This window comes from Vagococcus zengguangii, assembly GCF_005145005.1.
In the GTDB taxonomy this organism is placed as follows: Bacteria; Bacillota; Bacilli; order Lactobacillales; family Vagococcaceae; genus Vagococcus_A; species Vagococcus_A zengguangii.
The window spans coordinates 1-21558 of record NZ_CP039712.1 but is presented as its reverse complement, the minus strand read 5'-3'; the positions used below and the strand labels follow the sequence as shown (position 1 = coordinate 21558).

General features: G+C 37.6%; 18 protein-coding genes. 4 read left to right on the top strand and 14 right to left on the bottom strand.

Annotated elements, in window-relative coordinates; genetic code table 11:
• Positions 1 to 196: 196 nt before the first annotated feature.
• Positions 197 to 1123, bottom strand: a complete 927-nt coding sequence (gene pplA, locus FA707_RS00090; RefSeq protein WP_136952321.1) for an extracellular electron transfer flavoprotein PplA — start codon at positions 1121 to 1123, stop codon at positions 197 to 199.
• Positions 1124 to 1388: 265 nt separating this feature from the next.
• Here pplA and FA707_RS00085 point away from each other — a divergent pair, with 265 nt between their 5' ends.
• From FA707_RS00085 to FA707_RS00070, 4 genes are all read left to right on the top strand, one after another.
• Positions 1389 to 3293, top strand: coding sequence for an NAD(P)/FAD-dependent oxidoreductase (locus FA707_RS00085; RefSeq protein WP_136952320.1), 1905 nt, complete (start codon positions 1389 to 1391; stop codon positions 3291 to 3293).
• A 118-nt stretch (positions 3294 to 3411) separates the two neighbouring features.
• The gene (locus tag FA707_RS00080; protein WP_136952319.1) at positions 3412 to 3933 is read left to right on the top strand and encodes a Gx transporter family protein; all 522 of its coding nucleotides are present in this window, start codon (positions 3412 to 3414) and stop codon (positions 3931 to 3933) included.
• A 39-nt stretch (positions 3934 to 3972) separates the two neighbouring features.
• A complete protein-coding gene (locus FA707_RS00075) occupies positions 3973 to 4959 on the top strand; it encodes a polyprenyl synthetase family protein (protein ID WP_136952318.1) in 987 nt (328 codons plus the stop codon).
• Positions 4960 to 5087: 128 nt separating this feature from the next.
• Complete coding sequence (locus FA707_RS00070; RefSeq protein ID WP_136952317.1) at positions 5088 to 6713, top strand: ABC-F family ATP-binding cassette domain-containing protein; 1626 nt, start codon at positions 5088 to 5090, stop codon at positions 6711 to 6713.
• A gap of 113 nt (positions 6714 to 6826) precedes the next feature.
• On the opposite strand, the gene FA707_RS00065 is transcribed toward FA707_RS00070, so the two are convergent.
• From FA707_RS00065 to dnaA, 13 genes are all read right to left on the bottom strand, one after another.
• On the bottom strand, positions 6827 to 7684 hold the full coding sequence (locus tag FA707_RS00065) for a DegV family protein (RefSeq protein WP_136952316.1): 858 nt from the start codon (positions 7682 to 7684) through the stop codon (positions 6827 to 6829).
• A gap of 20 nt (positions 7685 to 7704) precedes the next feature.
• Positions 7705 to 8997, bottom strand: coding sequence for an adenylosuccinate synthase (locus FA707_RS00060; protein ID WP_136952315.1), 1293 nt, complete (start codon positions 8995 to 8997; stop codon positions 7705 to 7707).
• Between the two features lie 164 nt (positions 8998 to 9161).
• On the bottom strand, positions 9162 to 10523 hold the full coding sequence (gene dnaB / locus FA707_RS00055) for a replicative DNA helicase (RefSeq protein ID WP_136952314.1): 1362 nt from the start codon (positions 10521 to 10523) through the stop codon (positions 9162 to 9164).
• A gap of 23 nt (positions 10524 to 10546) precedes the next feature.
• A complete protein-coding gene (rplI, locus tag FA707_RS00050; RefSeq protein WP_136952313.1) occupies positions 10547 to 10999 on the bottom strand; it encodes a 50S ribosomal protein L9 in 453 nt (150 codons plus the stop codon).
• Positions 11000 to 11140: 141 nt separating this feature from the next.
• Positions 11141 to 11383 (bottom strand): 30S ribosomal protein S18, encoded by a 243-nt coding sequence (rpsR, locus tag FA707_RS00045; RefSeq protein ID WP_135253853.1) that lies wholly within the window; start codon positions 11381 to 11383, stop codon positions 11141 to 11143.
• Positions 11384 to 11402: 19 nt separating this feature from the next.
• Positions 11403 to 11918, bottom strand: coding sequence for a single-stranded DNA-binding protein (ssb, locus tag FA707_RS00040; RefSeq protein ID WP_136952312.1), 516 nt, complete (start codon positions 11916 to 11918; stop codon positions 11403 to 11405).
• 44 nt (positions 11919 to 11962) lie between these two features.
• Positions 11963 to 12262 carry a 30S ribosomal protein S6 gene (rpsF, locus tag FA707_RS00035; protein WP_136952311.1) on the bottom strand — a complete coding sequence of 100 codons (300 nt, stop codon included), beginning with the start codon at positions 12260 to 12262 and terminating at the stop codon, positions 11963 to 11965.
• A 386-nt stretch (positions 12263 to 12648) separates the two neighbouring features.
• Positions 12649 to 15315: a DNA gyrase subunit A gene (gene gyrA, locus FA707_RS00030; RefSeq protein WP_136952310.1), complete on the bottom strand. Its 2667-nt coding sequence runs from the start codon at positions 15313 to 15315 to the stop codon at positions 12649 to 12651.
• 28 nt (positions 15316 to 15343) lie between these two features.
• Entirely contained in the window at positions 15344 to 17284 is a 1941-nt protein-coding gene (gyrB, locus tag FA707_RS00025; protein ID WP_136952309.1) for a DNA topoisomerase (ATP-hydrolyzing) subunit B, read from the bottom strand.
• A gap of 34 nt (positions 17285 to 17318) precedes the next feature.
• Entirely contained in the window at positions 17319 to 18446 is a 1128-nt protein-coding gene (gene recF / locus FA707_RS00020) for a DNA replication/repair protein RecF (protein WP_136952308.1), read from the bottom strand.
• Positions 18433 to 18696, bottom strand: coding sequence for a S4 domain-containing protein YaaA (gene yaaA / locus FA707_RS00015; RefSeq protein ID WP_136952307.1), 264 nt, complete (start codon positions 18694 to 18696; stop codon positions 18433 to 18435). Before yaaA ends, recF begins: the two co-directional genes overlap by 14 nt.
• Before the next feature lie 215 nt (positions 18697 to 18911).
• Positions 18912 to 20042 (bottom strand): DNA polymerase III subunit beta, encoded by a 1131-nt coding sequence (gene dnaN, locus FA707_RS00010; protein ID WP_136952306.1) that lies wholly within the window; start codon positions 20040 to 20042, stop codon positions 18912 to 18914.
• A 172-nt stretch (positions 20043 to 20214) separates the two neighbouring features.
• Complete coding sequence (gene dnaA / locus FA707_RS00005; RefSeq protein ID WP_136952305.1) at positions 20215 to 21558, bottom strand: chromosomal replication initiator protein DnaA; 1344 nt, start codon at positions 21556 to 21558, stop codon at positions 20215 to 20217.

Here is a 21558-nt window from a genome sequence, read left to right as displayed (position 1 = left end):
TCTCACTTTCACAAATTCGTTTCTTCTATCCTACTATTTTTTACCATTTAATTAAAGGTTTAATCGCTAGAAAAACTGGTTAAGCCCGTTATTTTTTCACATTCTTATTATTGTTGTTATTGTGAAAAAAATTCAATCTAACAATAAAAAAAGGGCCGCGACTAAATTGTCACGCCCTTTTTCTAACACTTAAGAATTATTTTGCCATTACAATGTTGTCAACTTCAATTGTAGTAGTATCGCCTTTTTCAGCAGCGTTTACTAATTGTTCTGCGTACATTTGGAAGCTGTGGCTTGAGTGAGTTGCGCCTGTTACTACTTCAACATCACCAACTGATTCAGCTTTAACTAATGCTTCATTTAATGCTGGAATAAATTCTTCTGGGCTCACGCCTGCTTTTTCTTTCATCATTTCATTATATTCAGCATCGTCTTTTTTAGAGTTGCCTTCAGCGTTCACGTAATCGAAGTTTGATGTAGCGATTTTGCCATCTTTAACGTCGATTGAGAAGACTGTACGGTAACCGTTAGATTCGTTTTTCTCTTCTAATTTGTATGTACCGTCAACTAAGTCAGCACCATTGTCAATTTCGATAGTTTCAGTGTTACCAGCTTGTGCTGCTTGGATTAATTGTTGTGCATAGTTGATGAAGCTGTGGCTTGAGTGAGTGGCACCTGTTACTACTTCAACACCAGCGCTTTGAGACGCTACTAATGCTTCGTTTAAAGCTGGAATGAATTCAGATGGGCCTACGCCTGATTTAGCTTTCATGTTATCATTGTATTCTTTATTGTCTTTTTTAGAGTTGCCATCAGCATCTAAGTAATCGAAGTTTGATGCAGTAATTTTGCCATCTTTAACATCGATTGAGAAGACTGTACGGTAACCGTTAGATTCGTTTTTCTCTTCTAATTTGTATGTGCCATCTTGTAAATCTGCACCTGCAACTTTTTCAGCTACTGCTGATTCTTCTGTTCCAGCTTCAGATGAAGAAGCAACTTGTTCAGTTGAAGCTGCACTATCTTTTGATGTTTCTTTATCTTGATCACTTGAACAACCTGCCAATAATAATGTTGCCATTGCAGCGACTGCCATACCTGATAATAATTTAGTTTTTTTCATTGTTAATTCCATCCTTTTTTAGTTATTTATTAAACTTAAACGTTTGTGAAAAATATTACATACTCATCATACAACATCTTCAAAACGCTTGCAACATCTATTTTGATTTTTTTGTGAAAAAAATAACCAATTACTATGAAAAAGCTTTTAAAGGATAGACTTTTTTCAGAAAAAGCTCTATAATGAAGTGTATGTGTAATTTTATTCAAACATAAGTATTGCATTTATTCATTATTATGTATCTAAGTAAAGGAGAGAACAAACTATGGCTAAAACAAAAATCGTCGTAGTCGGAGCTGGTTATGCTGGTGTCTTCGGTACTAAGTTTTTATCTAAAAAACTTAAAAAGAACCCAGATGTTGAAATCACACTGATCGACCGTCATTCATATCAAACAATGATGACTGAGTTACATGAAGTTGCAGGTGGCCGTGTTGAGCCTGAAGCGATTCAATACGACTTACAACGTTTATTCTGTCGCAGAAAAAATGTGAACATCGTTACGGATAACGTAACAAACATTGATAAAGAAAACAAAGTGGTTATCACTGAAAACGGTGAGTACCCATTTGATTACGTCATGTTAGGAATGGGTGGTGAACCAAATGACTTTGGTACACCAGGTGTTAAAGAAAATGGCTTCACTTTATGGTCAATGGAAGATGCGATTCGTTTGCGCGAACACATCGAAAACACAGTTAAAGCAGCTTCTTTAGAAGCTGACGATGCAAAACGTCGTGCGATGTTAACGTTCGTTGTTTGTGGTTCTGGTTTCACAGGAATCGAAATGGTCGGCGAATTAGTAGACCAAAAAGAACACATCGCGAAGAAAAACAAACTGTCACCAGACGAAATTACTATTAAAGTAGTAGAAGCTGCTCCAACAATCTTGAACATGTTAGATCGCTACGATGCTGATATCGCTGAGCGCTACCTAGTTAAAAAAGGTGTTGAAATTATCAAAGCTTCACCAATCGTTGAAGTTGGTGCGGAAGAAATCACTCTTAAGAGTGGCGAAACAATCCCAACTCACACATTAATTTGGACAGCTGGTGTTCAAGCTAACAGTGACGCTAAAGCCTTCGAAATGGAATCAGCTCGCGCTAACCGTTTAGTAGCGAACGAATTCTTACAAGCTAAAGGTTACGAAGATAAAGGGATTTATGTTGTAGGTGACTTAGTTTATTACGAAGAAACACCTAACACACCAACCCCTCAAATCGTACAAGCAGCTGAAGGAACTGGTCATTACGCCGCTGAAAACATTATCGCTGAAATTAACGGTACTGAGAAAAAACCTTATAAAGGAAACTACCAAGGTTTCATGGTTTCAATCGGTGCTAAATACGGTGTTGCTTGCTTATTCGACAAAATCCACTTAAGTGGTGCTATGTCAATCATCATGAAACACATCGTTAACTTGAAATATTTCTTTGATATTCGTTCAGGACATTACATGTTCCAATACATCATGCATGAATTCTTCCATGTTAAAGACGAAAGAAACGTGTTACGTGGACACTCTTCTCGTAACAGCAACGTTCTTTGGAGCGTGCCATTACGTATTTTCTACGGTTTAACTTGGTTAATCGAAGCAATGCACAAAATCGTTGGTAACGGCGAATGGTTAAAACCATCAACTTGGTTTGGTGAAGGTTCTTGGTTCACTAACGCAGTTGCGTTCCCATTTGAATGGTTACAAGAAGCAACAACTGGTGCTTCTGCTGCAGGTGATGGTGCTGAAGCAACGGCTGAAGCAGCTCATCAAGCATTTGGTTTAAGCTATGCTTACGGTAACGAACCAATGATGGTCTTTGATCACATGCCTAAATGGTTTGAATCAGTGATGAAATTCATGATGCCTAACCAAGAAGTTGCTCTATTCTTCCAAAAATTCATGTCAATTTTTGAAGTCTTATTAGCCCTAGCAATCATCTTCGGATTATTCACTTGGTTAGCAAATGGTGTCACTATTGCTTTAGTTGCAACATTCTGTTTATCAGGTATGTTCTACTGGGTAAATATCTGGTTCATTCCAGTTGCCTTTGCTTTAATGAACGGTTCAGGTCGTGCATTAGGTTTAGACAAATGGGTACAACCTTGGGTACAACGTAAATTAAGCAAATGGTGGTACGGTGACGTTAAGTCTCGCTACGGCCAAGCTAAATAGTAGCAAACCCAATATTTCAATAAAGTTCTAGGGAATGCTTTTCCTAGAACTTTATTTTTTATGCTTGCAACCTTTAATAAAATGAGCTAGACTAGATTAACTTTTAAGGAGGAGTTTTATGCAAAGTAAAAATAAAAAACTCATCTATATTTCCTTGCTAGTAGCTCAAGGTGTGATTATTGGCTTATTAGAAAATATGATTCCTTTTCCATTTGCCTTTGCTCCTGGAGCGAAGCTTGGATTAGCTAATCTTATCACCATTATCGCCTTGTTCACCCTCTCTACTAAGGAAAGTTTTGCCTTAGTTTGTATGAGACTAATCTTAACAACATTATTAGGAGGAACGATTTCAACTTTCCTCTATAGTGCTGCCGGAGCCTTTTTAAGTTATTTCGGTATGTTATTGGTAAAACAACTAGGACCAAAACGTGTCAGCGTGATTGGAATTAGTTCCACAGGCGGCTTCCTTCATAATGTTGGTCAGCTCGTCGTCGCCAGTCTAATTGCTCGTTCTTGGACCGTGATGATGTATCTCCCCGTCCTTTCCTTAATTGGTATTCTTGCGGGAATTGCCGTAGGGATTGCGGCAAACTACTTATTAGAACACGTCAATGTGTTTAAATATTTTCAACGTCATTAATCCAACAATTACGTATTAAAAAATTAAGGAGTGAACCATGTGAACGTACATCCTCTATGGAATCAATATCCCTCACTCAAAAAAGAATTGGAACAAACGTTAGAGCTTATGGCCTCTTCCATTAACTTGTCTAATAAAGAAGTTGAAGCAGCTATCTTAGATATGATTAATTCTGGTGGCAAGCTTTTACGACCCGCTTATTTATTACTTTTCTCCCAATTTGGAAAAAAGCGTGAGCTAAACAAAATGATGGCACTGGCTGCTTCAATGGAAACCTTACATACCGCTACATTAATTCATGATGACATCATAGATGAAGCCGATACACGTCGTAATTCACCAACTGTTCAGGCTACATTCGGTAAAGATGTCGCAGTTTACGCAGGTGACTATCTTTTTGTGAGCTGTTTTAAATTAGTTGCTAAATACGCGTCTTCTTTAAAAAGCGTCCAACTAAACGTGGATAGTATGGAAAAAGTCTTAAACGGTGAGCTAGGACAAATGGATCAGCGCTACAACTACGACGTGAGTGTCAACCAATATTTAGATAATATTTCTGGAAAAACCGCTGAATTATTCTCATTAAGTTGTTTTTTAGGCGCATTTGAAGCGGGTGCTTCAACTCTTGTCGCTAAATCTGCCAAAGAAATTGGGCATGATATCGGCATGGCCTTTCAAATTCTAGATGACATTCTCGACTATTCACAATCAGAAACAACGATTGGCAAACCTGTTTTAGAGGATATGAAACAGGGGGTTTATTCATTACCACTGTTATGTGCCTTAGAAACACATCGCGAACAACTTGTCCCTTTATTGGATAACCGACACGCGATGACCTCAATTGACACGCAAATGGTCTATGACATCATTCAACAAGCCAACGCGGTTGAACAAGCACGTCAATTAGCACATGATTATACCGAAAAAGCTTTAAAAGCTATTAATAAATTACCAAAAAACAATGAACAAACAAAAGAGATTTTAAGTCAGTTGACACACTCACTACTTAAACGCTCACATTAATAAAAAACTGCTTTTGACTCTGTCACAGGCAGTTTTTTTCTAGACTTAGCCCTTAACTTGCTAAAGGCATTTTTAATCGTTATAATGCTTTAGAGGGACAAATTTTAAACATAGAAAAGGAGCAACACATGCTTACAGTAACAGACATTAGTTTACAACTTTCAGATCGTAAACTTTTTGACAACGTCAATATTAAATTCACCCCAGGTAACTGCTACGGTCTTATTGGTGCAAACGGTGCCGGTAAATCAACATTCTTAAAAATCTTAGCAGGAACATTGGAACCAACAACTGGTAATGTTTCTTTAGGACCTGACGAACGCTTAACGACTTTAGCCCAAGATCACTTTGCTTTTGAAGAGTACACTGTTTTAGAAACAGTTATTATGGGACATGAACGCTTATACCAAGTGATGAAAGAAAAAGACGCTATCTATATGAAAGAAGATTTCACTGAAGAAGACGGTAATAAAGCTGCTGAACTTGAAGGTGAATTCGCTGAATTAAACGGTTGGGAAGCTGAACCAGAAGCTGCCACTTTATTACAAGGTTTAAATATTCCTGATAGCTTATTAGATGTTAAAATGAGCGAATTACCAGAAGGACAAAAGGTGAAAGTCTTACTTGCCCAAGCCCTATTTGGTAAACCAGATGTTCTTTTACTAGACGAGCCAACTAACGGTCTTGATACAGTATCCATCGAGTGGTTACAAGAATTCTTAATCAACTTCGAAAACACAGTCATCGTTGTTTCCCATGACCGTCACTTCTTAAATACAGTATGTACACATATGGCTGACTTAGACTTCGGAAAAATCCAATTATACATTGGTAACTATGATTTCTGGTTAGAATCAAGTCAATTAGCTGCTAAGTTACAAGCTGACTCAAATGCTAAAAAAGAAGAAAAAATCAAAGAATTACAAGACTTTATCGCTCGTTTTAGCGCAAACGCGTCTAAATCAAAACAAGCAACGTCTCGTAAAAAAATGTTAGATAAAATCACGCTTGATGATATCCAACCATCTTCTCGTCGTTACCCATTCGTAGGATTCTCACCAGATCGTGAAATTGGAAATGATTTATTGCACGTTGAGAATATCTCAAAAACAATCGACGGTAAGAAAATTTTAGATAACGTGTCATTCACTTTATCTAAAGATGACAAAGTTGCGTTCTTATCAAATAACGATATTACAACCACTACTTTATTCAAAATCTTAATGGGCGAAATCGAGCCAGATACTGGTTCAGTTCGTTGGGGTGTGACAACATCACAAGCTTACTTACCAAAAGATAACTCTGAAGAATTCTCGACTGACATTTCAATCTTAGATTGGTTACGTCAATATGCATCGAAAGAAGAAAACGATAATACCTTCTTACGTAGCTTCTTAGGTCGTATGTTATTCTCTGGAGAAGATGTAATGAAATCAGTTAACGTCTTATCAGGGGGAGAAAAAGTCCGTTGTATGTTATCTAAATTGATGTTATCTAAATCTAACGTCCTAGTATTAGATGATCCAACGAATCACTTAGACTTAGAATCAATTACAGCCCTAAATGATGGCTTAATTGCCTTTACAGGATCAATTTTATTCTCTTCTCATGACCACCAATTCATCGAAACATTAGCAAACCGTGTGATTGCTGTTTCTGATAAAGGGGTAGTGGATCATCCAGATTCAACTTATGAAGAGTTCTTAAATAACAAACGCGTACAAGAAAAAGTACAAGAATTATACGCTGACTAATTAGAACAAGCAAAAAGCATTGAGCCTTAAATGGTTCAATGCTTTTTTACGATAAGAAAAAACGCTCAAGAATTAGCCGTATCTGATGCCAATTCTTGAGCGTTTAATTTTATTTATTTTCTGATTGAAAAGACGGCTAAACCACCAAAACCTGTGTGACAAGCAATGGTTGGACCCATTGGATACATTTCAATCGGTACATTTAAATCACTTAATTTTTCTTTTACCACTTCAGCTGCCTCTAAATCACCTGCGTAAGCAATAAAAATTTTATCCGTGTCAGCGACTGAAATATTAGTACGTGTTTCATCAGCAATTTTCGTGATAGCTTTCTTACGACCACGTGTTTTACTGTTACTTTCTAACTTACCTTCTTCAGTCACAATTAAAATTGGTTTAATATTAATTAACGTACCCACAGCTGCAGCTGTTTTAGACACACGTCCACCACGTTCTAGATGCTTTAAATCATCAACGGTTACCCATGATTGTACACGTTTAGATAACTGTTTAATAACTGCAACAGCCTCTTCAACCGTTTTGCCTTCATTACGTAAGCTAACTAATTTATCGACTAACAGCCCTTCACCTAAACTAGCTTGCTTCGTATCGACTAACGTGATAGGTACATTGATATATTCATCTTCTAACATATTAACAGCTGTCATCGCATTATTGAACGAACCACTTAAACCAGATGAGAAACCTAGATAGATAACCGGTGTTGAATCTTCCTTGATTAAAGATTTAAACATTTCTAAGTAGCTTCCTACATTAACTTGAGAAGTGGAAGCTGGTTTCCCTGCTTGAACCTCTTCCATTAACCACTGGCTATTAAACGTCTTGCCAGAATCGTCTATATATTCTTTGCCATCAACTGTTACGACCATCGGAATCACATGAACATGCTCATTCTCTAATACGCTATAAGGTAAATCACAACATGACTCTGTTACTATTCTAAATTTCATTCTTTCATCCCTTTTCTTAGTTAGATTTGGCTCCAAACACTTTCTAACACATTTGTTTGAGAGCGATCTGGACCAACTGAGAATGTCGAAATGCGTACACCGACTAATTCTGAAATACGGTGAACATAATTACGAGCATTTTCTGGTAAGTCGGCTAATGTTTTACATCCTGTGATGTCTTCGCTCCAACCTGGTAATTCTTCATAGATTGGTTTACATCTTGATAATTCTTTTAAGCTTGCTGGGTAGTGGTAAATTTTCTCACCATCTAAGTCGTAAGCTGTACAAATTTTAACGGTTTCTAAACCACTTAAAACGTCAATTGAGTTTAATGATAAGTTTGTGATACCTGATACGCGACGTGAATGACGCATTACTACTGTATCAAACCAACCCACACGACGTGGACGACCTGTTGTTGTACCGTACTCGCGGCCAACTTCACGAATGCGATCGCCTGTTTCATCAAATAATTCAGTTGGGAATGGACCATCACCTACACGAGACGTGTAAGCTTTACATACACCCACAACTTTATCGATTTTAGATGGACCAACACCACTACCGATTGTTACCCCACCAGCTACAGGGTTTGATGATGTAACAAATGGATACGTCCCTTGGTCGATATCTAACATAACCCCTTGCGCACCTTCAAATAAAACGCGTTTACCGTTATCTAATGCATCGTTTAAGATAACTGAAGTATCGGTAACATATTTTTTGATTTGTTGACCATATTCATAGTACTCTTCAAAAATATCATCAAATTCAATCGCTGTATCATCAAACATTTTAACGAATTGACGATTTTTTTCTTCTAAATTAATTTTTAAACGTTCTGCAAAGATCTCTTTATCTAATAAGTCGGCAATACGGATTCCCACACGTGCTGCTTTGTCCATGTAAGCTGGTCCGATACCTTTAATCGTTGTTCCGATTTTATTTTCACCTTTAGCATCTTCTTGTAATTGATCCAATTTGATGTGGTAAGGTAAAATAACATGTGCACGATCTGAAATTCTTAAGTTGTCAGTTGAAACATTATGTTCTGCTAAGTATGCAAGTTCTTTAACTAATGATTTAGGGTTAACGACTACACCATTCCCGATAACACTGATTTTTTCTTTATAAAAAATACCTGAAGGAATTAAATGTAGCTTGTAAGTAACACCATCAAATTTAATGGTATGCCCCGCATTATCGCCACCTTGATAACGAGCGATAACTTCTGCGTTCTCACTTAAAAAGTCCGTGATTTTCCCTTTACCTTCGTCGCCCCATTGTGTACCAACTACTACTACTGATGACATAATATTACACCTCTTTAAATTATTTTAAATCCTTGACTATAGTACCAATTTACCACTCATAAATCAATAAAATTCGAACATTAATTTCTTTTAAAAAAATAAAAAAGATAAAACACGAACATTAAAACATTTATTATCCATTAATCATAGCGACTTCAGTCGAATTAAAACTCCGTGCGATTCGTAATCGAAGAAAACTTATTATACTCTTTAATAAATAACAGCTCTACCGTACCACGAGACCCACTACGGTTCTTTTCAATAATGACTTCAATGACATTATTTTCTTCACGCTCATCGGCATCTTCATCACTATCACGTTGATAATAATCATCACGATATAAGAAAGCCACAATATCAGCATCCTGCTCGATTGATCCAGATTCACGAATATCACTTAAAACTGGACGCTTGTCTTGACGCTGTTCAACTCCACGTGATAACTGAGACAAGGCGATAACCGGAACTTTTAACTCTTTAGCCAGTTTTTTCAATTGACGTGAGATTTCAGACACTTCTTGTTGACGGTTCTCACGGCCTGTTCCTTCAATCAACTGTAAATAGTCAATCAGGATTAAGCCTAAATTACCTTTTTCTTGCGCTAACTTACGACATTTCGCACGAATCTCCGTAATCTTAATCCCTGGGGTGTCATCAATGTAAATGTTCGCTTTTGACAAGCTACCCATCGCCATGATTAAATTCGACCATTCTTCTTCGGTTAATTGTCCGGTTCTTAAATGACTTGCTTCAATCGTTCCTTCCGCACACAACATACGGTTCACTAATGATTCGGCACCCATTTCAAGACTGAAGATAGCCACACCTTTATCGGTTTTTGTTCCAACATTTTGCGCGATATTTAATGCAAAAGCTGTTTTCCCTACCGCAGGACGAGCAGCTAAAATAATTAACTCTTCAGGTTGTAAACCAGCTGTCATTTTATCAAGCGCATGATAGCCGGTTGGTAGACCTGTGATAGCTTCGTCTACTCGAGATAGTCTCTCAATTTCAGCAAAGGATGTATTTAAGACATCTGAGATTGATAAGAAACCAGAACGATTACGTTTTTCTGAAACTTCTAAGATACGTTTCTCTGCATCATCCAGAATCGTTTCAACACTATCAGATTGTTCAAAACCTTTTGTCACGATATCGGTTGCTGTAGTGATTAAGTTTCTTAATAATGACTTTTGCTCAACAATTTTAGCATAGTGCGCCACATTAGCAGCCGTCGGAACAACTAAGGCTAACTCCGTTAAATAATTTAGGCCACCGATGTCTTCTAATAAGTTCAACGACTCCAACTGGTCTTTGACGGTAATGACATCGATTGCTTCATTACGTTCATTCAACGCTAACATCGTTTGGAAAATCAATTGATGACTGCGACGATAAAAATCCTGATCGGAAATATACTCCATCGCTTCAACAATCGCATCTGCTTCTAAGAAAACCGACCCTAACACGGCTTGTTCCGCTTCGATATTTTGAGGTGGTATTCGTTCTTGTAAAACCTCGTTCATTATTTGACTCCCTCTAATTCCAATTATTGGCTAACGACATGAACACGTAACGTTGCGGTTACCTCTGGATGTAATTTAATTGGCACATTTTTGTAGCCTAAATTACGGATTGGATTATTTAATTCCATTTTTCGTTTATCTACTTTGTAGCCATGCTGTTTTTGTAAGGCTTCTGCGATTTGTTTAGACGTGATTGAACCAAACAAGCGGCTATCTTCACCGGCTTTGGCTTTCATTTCAACCACAAATCCTTCTGCTTCAAACGTCGCTTTAAGCTCCTCTGCTTCAGCTTTTTTTGCTGCTTCTTCTTTTTCTTTAGCTTTTTCTTGCCCTTTCAACTCAGACAAGGTAGTGCTTGTTGCCTCTTTTGCTAAACCTTTCTTAATTAAAAAGTTTTGAGCATAACCTGAAGAGACTTCTTTCACTTCACCTTTTTTACCTTGTCCTTTTACATCTGATAAAAAAATTACTTTCATTTAAATTCACAACCTTTTCTCATATAGTTCTTATTTCTTTATTTTAACACAAATACGAGTGGCTATAAACTAAATAACCATAACCGTCTTAAAACATAAAAAGAGGTCTGCCCATAAAGGACAGACCTCTTAATTTACTTTTTAGTCTTCTGCTACGAATGGTAGTAAAGCCATAATTCTAGCACGTTTGATTGTTGCAGTTAAAGTACGTTGGTGTTTAGCACAAGTACCTGTTACACGACGTGGTAAAATTTTACCGCGTTCAGAAACAAATTTAGCTTTTAATAAATCAACGTTTTTGTAATCAACGTGGTCTACATGGTTAGCACAGAAATAACACACTTTACGACGTGGTTTTCTTCCGCCTCTTCTTTGTTGAGCCATGGTATTCCCTCCCTAAGTCTTAGAATGGTAAGTCATCATCAGAAATGTCAATTTGAGCTGATGATGCAAACGGATCTGCATCTCGGCTAAAATCTGGCATCGAATTCTGTGATGCTTGAGTTGAAGATTGGTTAAATGATTGATTAAATGATTGACCACCGTTAAATCCGCCACCACCAAATGATTGATCATTAGTTTGTCTTCTTTCACTAGAAGCACGAGACTCTAGTAATTGGAAGTTTTCACAGACAACTTCTGTTACATAAACGCGTTGACCTTGCTGATTTTCATAGTTACGTGTTTGGATACGTCCAGTTACACCTAATAATGTACCTTTTTTCGCATATTGCGCTAAAGTTTCAGCCGGTTTACGCCAAATAACAACATTAATGAAATCTGCGTCATATTGACCATTGGCATTTTTGTATGAACGGTTCACCGCTAACGTGAAGTTGGCAGTTGCTTGTCCACTACTAGTGTAGCGTAAGTCAGGGTCTTTCGTTAATCGTCCTACAAGAACAACATTATTAATCACATTTACAGCCCCTTCCGTTTAAAAATGTTTCACGTGAAACATTCTTAGTTTTCTTCTTTGATAATCATATGACGTAAAATATCGTCATTGATTTTCGCTAAACGATCAAACTCGTTGATACCGTCAGCATTTTCAGAAGAAACTTTAACGATTCGGTAAATGCCTTCGCGGAAATCTTTGATTTCGTAAGCAAGACGGCGTTTTTCCCAATCTTTAGATTCTAAAACCTCAGTACCGTTGTCTTTTAAAATAGCATCGAAACGTTCTACTAAAGCAGCTTTAGCTTCTTCATCAATGTTTGGACGAATGATGTAAGTAATTTCATAATTCGTAACTTTGTTCATTGATTTTCACCTCCTTATGGTCTCTGGCCCCAATATGCATTAGAGCAAGGAAGAGCAGTTTACACTACTCACATCTAAGTATAATACAACATTTTAGTTTTTTTTGCAAGTACTGTCTCATCCAACAAAAAAGGTAGGAACAAGCTGATTAGCTCTCCTACCTCTTAATTACGCTTTTGTTAATTAAAATAGTGAAAAAACTTTAAACAAATTCAATATATATTACATCGATTGTTCGAACGTTTATCACTCTCTCAATCACTTTTATCTACGGGATTTCGATGACAACTTTCTCGGTAATAGATTGTGACTCTCAAAAATTGTGACATAATTTTCGTCGCCCCAGGTCTATTACTCGAAAGTTAATCGCCATCTCAATCACCTTTTTATTCCTCTTCTTCGTCCAAGACGTCTTCGAAGATATCATCGATAATGTCGTTTTCTTCTTCTTCCGTTTCGTCTTCGGCTAAGTATTCCTCGTCTAAAGTTGAAACTTGAATGCCGTCTTCCACTTCGACTAAATCGCTCTTAGGTTCAACAGGTGCTTGAGGTGTCACTTTAATATCTTGATTAATTGTTGATTCAGTTGTTTCGGGTTTTTCTGCCAAATCTTCTTCAGATTCTGCTTCCACTTTTGCCATTGTGGCTACTTTGGCACCATCATCAACACGGATTAAACGGACTCCTTGTGTTGCACGGCCGGTTTGAGAAACAGTTTCGACCGCAAAACGGATGATAACCCCTTGGTTGGTAATCACTAAAATATCTTCTGAACCATCGACCGTTGTTAAGCCGACCAGAGAACCGTTTTTAGAGGTGATATTAGCCGTTTTAATCCCTTTACCTCCTCTACCCTTGATTGGGTATTCAGAAGCCGCTGTACGCTTACCATAACCGTTCTCAGTGATAATAAAGACTTCATCTTCTGGGTTAATCACATCCATACCAACTACGAAGTCTTTATCACGTAAACGAATACCACGGACACCCGTTGCGGTACGACCCATATCACGCACGGTATTTTCATCAAATGTGACAGAGTAACCTTGATTCGTTCCGATAATGATATTTTGTTGACCATTTGTTACCGTCACGTTAATTAACTCATCGCCATCTTTAAGACCGATTGCTATTAAACCATTACTACGGATGTTCGCAAAGTGTGAAGAGTTCGTACGTTTCACTACACCTAAACGGGTGGTGAAGAATAGATATTCATCATCTTTAGCGCCACCTGAAACATTGATAATCGCTTGAACTTTCTCAGCTGAATCAATACCTAATAGGTTAATAATTGGAATTCCCTTAGCCGTACGACCGTATTCAGGAATTTCGTAACCTTTCGCGCGGTAAACTTTACCTGTGTTAGTAAAGAATAACAACGTATCATGCGTTGAACATGACACAAGTGTTTCGACAAAGTCATCGTCGTTGACACCCATACCTTGTACGCCACGACCGCCACGTTTTTGACTACGGAATTCGGTACTTGCTAAACGTTTGATGTAGCCGTTGTGAGTTAACGTAATTACCACGTCTTCTTCTTCGATTAAGTCTTCATCTTCTAAACTTAAGACTTCACCGACTAATAATTCCGTACGACGTGCATCTCCAAATTTATCTTTAATTTCTTCTAATTCTGTCGAAATAATTTCTAAAATACGGTGATGATTTGCTAAAATATCCGCTAAATCTTCAATCGTTGCTAACAATTCTTGATATTCTTTTTCAATCTTGTCACGTTCCAAACCAGTTAAACGGCGTAGACGCATGTCTAAAATGGCTTGCGCTTGACGATCTGATAACGCAAATCTTTCCATCATCGTGTTTTTCGCAATGTCATCTGTATCAGACGAACGAATAATACGAATGATTTCATCGATATGATCTAGGGCAATACGTAACCCTTCTAAGATGTGTGCACGGTCTTCTGCACGTTTTTTATCAAACGCGGTACGACGACGAATCACGTCTTCTTGATGGGCTAAGTAATGCTCTAAAATTTGTTTCAAGCTTAAGATTTTGGGTTCGCCATTAACAATCGCTAACATGTTGAAGCCAAATGATGTTTGTAAGGCTGTCATCTTGTAAAGGTTATTTAAAATAACTGAGGCACTCACGTCACGACGAACTTCAATCACAATACGCATCCCTTCGCGGTTGGACTCATCGCGTAAGTCGGTAATTCCTTCCACGCGTTTGTCACGATGAAGCTCAGAAATACGTTCAATCAGTTTCGCTTTATTCACCATGTAAGGTAATTCAGTTACGATAATACGTTCTTTACCGTTTGGCATGTTTTCAATTTCGACACGCGCACGGACAGTGATTGACCCTTTACCCGTTTCATACGCTTTACGAATACCTGATTTCCCCATCACTAAACCACCTGTTGGGAAGTCTGGACCAGGTAAAGCTTCCATCAAGTCCATCGTCGTCGCTTCAGGATTGTCCATCAAGACTTTAATCGCACCAATGACCTCTTCTAAGTTATGAGGCGGAATGTTTGTTGCCATCCCTACCGCAATACCAGTTGTTCCGTTTACTAATAGGTTAGGGAAACGCGCTGGTAAAACACTTGGTTCTTTTTCAGATTCGTCGTAGTTCATTTGGAAATCGACGGTATTTTTGTTTAAATCACGCAATAATTCTAACGCAATTTTACTCATACGGGCTTCGGTGTAACGCATCGCAGCGGCACCGTCCCCATCGACCGAACCAAAGTTACCATGACCATCCACTAGCATTTGACGATAGCTAAATGGTTGTGCCATACGAACCATTGATTCATAAATTGCACTGTCACCATGGGGATGGTATTTACCCATAACGTCCCCAACGATACGGGCTGATTTTTTATGTGGCTTATCTGGTGTAATACCCAAATCATACATCCCGTATAAAATACGGCGATGTACAGGTTTTAAACCATCTCTTACATCAGGTAAGGCACGAGCTACAATAACACTCATAGCGTAATCGATGAATGAGTTTTCCATCTCACTAGTCAAATTCACGTCTATGATGTTTTCATTTAATTGTTGTTCTGACATGTAGTTCTACTCCCTACTTTTTATATTTCTAAACGTCTAAGTTTTCAACGTAACGGGCATTTTTCTCGATAAATTCACGACGAGGTTCCACTTTGTCACCCATTAATCTTTCAAATATCGCATCAGCAGCAATCGCATCATCCACTGTTACACGTAGCATCATACGGTTTTCTGGGTCCATGGTTGTTTCCCATAGTTGATGGAAGTCCATCTCACCCAGACCTTTATAACGCTGAACTGATGGTTTAGGTGTCGCTGGCAATGAGGCTATTGTATCAGCTAAACGTTGGTCAGCGTCTTTACCTGGTTGGATATAGGTAATTTTCTTGCCTTGTTTTACCCCGTAAAGTGGTGGCTGCGCAATATAAACGTAACCCGCTTCCACAAGTGGACGCATGTAACGATAAAATAGTGTCAACAGTAAGGTTCTAATATGCGCCCCATCGACATCGGCATCAGTCATGATAACTAATTTATGATAGCGAGCTTTGGCTACATCAAATTCTGAACCAAAACCAGTTCCCATGGCAGTAAATAATGAACGAATTTCTTCGTTGGCTAAAATTTTATCCATCGTTGCTTTTTCAACGTTCAATATTTTCCCACGAATTGGTAAAATCGCTTGGAATTCACGGCTACGTCCTTGTTTAGCTGAACCACCGGCTGAATCTCCCTCGACGATAAATAATTCACATCTTTCAGGTTCTTTACTTGAGCAATCCGCTAATTTACCAGGTAAATTACTGATTTCTAACGCACCTTTACGACGTGTCATCTCACGTGCTCGTTTTGCAGCCATTCTAGCTTTGGAAGCTAACATCCCTTTTTCAACGATTTGACGGGCAACTGGTGGGTTTTCCATCAAGAATTTAGATAAGGCTTCAGAGAATAGACGGTCTGTTACCCCGCGTACTTCCGAGTTACCTAATTTGGTTTTCGTTTGTCCTTCAAACTGAGGATTTGGATGTTTAACGGAAACAACTGCCGTAATCCCTTCACGTACATCTTCACCCGTTAATTTTTCATCATTTTCTTTTAATGTACCTTGTTTTTTCGCATAGTCATTAATCGCACGGGTTAACGCTGATTTGAACCCAACTTCATGGGTTCCCCCTTCGTACGTATGAATATTATTCGCAAAACTTAAAAGATTTGAATGATAACCATCTGTATATTGTAAAGCCACTTCAATGACGATATCGTCTTGTTCCCCTTCAATATAGACCGGTGTATCAAATAAAACCGTCTTAGTGGCGTTTAAATACTCGACATAGCTTTGAATTCCACCTTCGAAGTGATATTCATTGCGTTGCTCTTGGCCTTCTCTAAGGTCCTCTATCGTCAATTTAAGACCACGGTTCAAGAACGCTAATTCACGCATACGGGTTCTTAATTTATCAAATTCAAATTCTACTGTTTCTTGGAAAATCTCTGGGTCTGGTACAAAGTGAACCGTTGTTCCTCGACGATCTGTTTCGCCAATCACTTTTAAGTCATCTTGCACTTTCCCACGGTGGAATTCTTGGTAATGAATCTTACCATCTTTATAAACTTTTACGTCAAGCGTCGTTGATAACGCATTAACAACTGAAGAACCTACGCCATGAAGTCCTCCTGATACTTTATAGCCGCCACCGCCGAATTTACCACCTGCATGTAGCACGGTAAAAACTGTCTCAACCGCTGGACGGCCTGTTTTCGCTTGAATATCGACTGGTATACCACGTCCGTTATCGACAACCGTACAGCTACCATCTGCTTCAATAATGACATTAATTTCGTCACAATAACCCGCTAAGGCTTCGTCAATTGAGTTATCGACGATTTCCCAAACTAAGTGGTGCAATCCTTGTGCACTTGTTGAACCAATGTACATTCCGGGACGTTTTCTAACTGCTTCTAAACCTTCCAACACTTGAATCTGACTAGCATCATATTCATGTTGTTGATTATTTATTTCTTCCGTCATATAGTTTCTTCCATTCCTTTCACTATCTATCGAACTAAATCAGTTCTGAACGAGCGACTGTGCCATTATCGACTTTAAAAATCTCAGGATCAGTCGTTAATTTATTACTTAAATGTTTTAAAGTGGTCGTTGAAATAAACGTTTGAACCTTGCCATCAATCGTTTCTAATAAGTGAATTTGACGATCGTCATCTAATTCACTCATCACATCATCTAGCAACAAAATCGGATACTCGTTTAATTCCTCATGAATCAACTCTAATTCCGCTAGTTTAATACTTAATGCGGTTGTTCGTTGCTGTCCTTGCGAACCGAATGTTTGGACTTCTTTGTCATTAATAAAAAACAACAAATCATCACGATGCGGTCCTACACTCGTACTACGATTAAACAATTCACGTTTTCTATTTTTGTCTAAACTGTTTTTAAAACGTTGACCAATTGTTTGGACGGTGGCTCCTGAATCAATTTCAAACGACGCATCATACGTCAGCGTCAATAATTCTTTATGATTACTAATTTTTTGATGGGTTTCTTGCGCCCATTTTTCTAATTTTTCAATAAACGATAAGCGCATAAAAATCACCTGACTACCCGCTTCAACCAATTGATCTGTTAAAACATCTAAAAAAGTTAAAGCCGCTTCGTTAGGCTGACTATCTAATTCTTTTAAATACTTGTTGCGCTGTTTCAAGACTTTTTGATAAACCGTTAGATGATACAAATAGAGCGGATTTATCTGGCCTAATTCCATATCAATAAAGCGACGACGCAATTGCGGCGCACCTTTAATCAACAATAAATCTTCTGGCGCAAACAAGACCACATTTAATTCGCCGATATAATCACTTAGCTTGCGTTGCTCTAAGTGATTGATTTTGGTTTTCTTGCCCTTAGATGAAATTGACATCTCTAACGTGAACGTACTGTTATTTTTTTCAACTTCGGCCACTAATCTGGCAAACTCACTACCAAAGCGAATAAATTCTTTTTCTTGATTCGTGCGATGACTGCGCGTTAAGGCCAAGACGTAAATACTTTCTAGTAAATTCGTCTTACCTTGCGCGTTCTCTCCCAAAAAAATATTCAAAGAAGGGGAAAATGTTAAATCAACCGTTTGATAATTACGATAGTTTTCTAGTTGTAACTTAGACAGTTTCATCTAAATCGTCCTGATTAATGATGCTTTTCTCTGGCATTTGGTCCATAAAAAAAATACCCCCATCAGGTAGCTCAACCATTGTGCCAGCACGTAATTTTCGCCCTCGACGATTTTCAACTTCACCGTCAACAAGTACGACATGTTCTTGTAAATACCACTTTGCCATACCCCCACTTGGTATCTCATCAACCTCTTTTAGAAATTGTCCAAGCGTAATAAATTCTTTATCAATAAGAAACTTTTGTTTCAAACTCTTCACCTTCTTTTCCTAGTGGATAATAGCCTAATTATACCATTTTTTTCAGATAAAAGGAAATATTCCCCCATATTATTAGATTTAAGGGGATTTATATAAAAAATAAGTCTTTTATCTATTCCTCTTAAAAAGGCTAAAAAACGATTATAGGCCCAAAAAAAGAGCTCAACCTCCAATTTTTAGGGGCTGAACTCTCTAAAAAGACGCAATTAGCTTGTACGAACTGGTGTAATCAGTTGAACAAATGAAATTTCTGTATCCGTTGGTTCTAACGTGAACGGACGAATTGGTGAAATAAAGCGAATATTAATATCAATCGCACCAAAAGCTTTCAACGCAGCTTTCATATAGTCTGGATTGAATGAAATATCTAGTGGTTGACCACTAATCTTGTTAAATGATAAGTCTTCTTGAACGTTCCCGATTTCAGGTGAGTTACCGTAAATGGTTACTTTGTCAGATTCAACTGATAATTTAACAATGTTGTTGCGACCTTCATGTGACAATAATGACGCACGATCAATTGCAGCCATTAATGACGGGACATGGAACTCGACTTCTGTTTCAAAAGCTGTTGGAATCAAACGTTTAGTATCAGGATATTTCCCTTCTAGTAAACGTGAATAAAAATTCATGTTTTCTGTACGGAATAACACTTGATTTTCCATGATATTAATTTCAACCATCTCTTCTTCATCAGCAAATGATTTAGATAATTCAGTCAAACTCTTACCAGGAACCACAATATCAAAGCTTTCAGTAGAGCTTGGCATCATAATTTGACGTTGAGATAGACGATGACTATCGGTTGCAACAGCTGTTAAGACACCATTTTCTAAAGTGAAGTGTACTCCAGTTAAAATTGGGCGACTTTCATGCATTGAAACTGAGAAAACTGTTTCGTTAATGATTTTATTTAAGACACGCGCTGGTAATTTTAATTGGTTTTGTTCTTCAATAATTGGTAAATGAGGATAATTATCAGAACTTAAACCATTCACGACGAATTCAGCTGTTCCTGAATTAATTTTAACTTGTAAATTGTCTAATACTTCAAAACTAAAGTGGTTATCAGGTAATTTTCTAACGATTTCACCAAAGAATTTGGCTTGTAAAACGATAGAACCCGTTGATTCAATTGTCATATCGGCTTTTTCATTTTGAGAACTTAAGAACGTTTCAATTGAAATATCACCATTGCTTCCTGTTAAAGCTAAACCTTCGTCTGTTAAGACCATTTTTAAACCACTTAAAATGGGAATGGTTGATTTTGAAGGAATAGCACGTTGCACAACGCTTAATTCATTGATAAACACTGCACGATTCATTGTAAATTTCATATGCTTATGAATCCTTTCTGATATATAAATATATATAATAAATAAAAATAATAGTAGTAGTAGGTGCTGTTAATACTGTGGAAAAGTTTTCTCAAATCTTTTCAGACGTGAGTTTTCCACTTGTGAATAACCTGTGCATAACTTTTGGTTTTTGCGGGTGTTTTCCACACGACTAATTTGTTAATAAATCTTTGATGTCTTTGACTTCTTTTTGCAAACTAATGTCTGTTTCTAGTAGCTGTTGGATCTTTTCATGTGAATGAATCACGGTTGTATGGTCCTTGCCGCCAAATTCAGCGCCAATTTTTGGTAGAGAATTATCCGTTAGTTCACGTGATAAATACATCGCAATTTGGCGTGGTAAAACAATTGATTTCACACGACGTTTACCTTTCAAATCTTTCAAGTCAATATGATAATATTCGCAAACTTTTTCTTGAATCGCTAAAATCGATAATTGATTTTTAGGTGAGATAGGTCGCAAACTTTTTAGCGAATCAGCTGCTAAACTAGTGGTAATGTCTTCGCTATTCATCGTTGCAAAAGCTTGAACTCGCACTAAGGCTCCTTCTAACTCACGAATGTTGGAATCAATTTGTCCAGCAATGTAACTTAACGTATCTTCAGGAATTTCTAAACGCTCTGCGTCAGCTTTTTTCCTTAAAATCGCAATTCTGGTTTCCAAATCAGGTGGTGTAATGTCGACTGAAAGTCCCCAAGCAAAGCGTGAAACTAAACGTTCTTGCAATTTAGGAATTTCATTTGGCAAACGATCACTGGTCAGAACAATCTGACGACCTTCATTGTATAAAGTATTAAAGGTATGGAAAAATTCTTCCTGTGTTCCCTCTTTTTCCGCAAAAAATTGAATATCATCAACTAATAGAAGATCAACATTACGATAATCTTGTCTAAATTGTTCTGATGTTCCGTTTTTAATGGAATTAATAAAGTCATTGGCAAAACTTTCGCTACTGACATATTTAACTTTTGCTTCCGGGTTATTCATTAACATTTGGTGACCGATGGCATGCATTAAATGGGTTTTTCCTAACCCAACGCCTCCATAAAAGAATAAAGGATTATATGTAGCACCTGGATCTTCGGCTACTACTAACGCAGCAGCATGTGCCATTTGATTTCCTTTTCCAATAACAAACGTATCGAAAGTGTATTTAGGATTTAAATACGCTTTTTTGCCATTTTTCATCGCTTGTTCAGGTAAAATAGTCGTTTCTTCTTTAGGTTTATCCTCCATAATAGGTTCATTATTTTGGATGACAAAAACAGGTGTAATCTCTTCACCCGTTAATTTAAAGCCAGTTTCGACTATTTTTGTGGATAAGTTTTTTTCCCAATATTCTTTATGTAATGAGGAAGGAACTTCGATTGTTAATTGATTATTAACCAAACTAATCGGTGTTGCCTGGTCGATCCAAGCGTTGAAACTAGGAACAGTTAAAATTTTTCGGTAACTTTCCTCTAATTCTTTCCAAATATAATCAATATTTGGCAT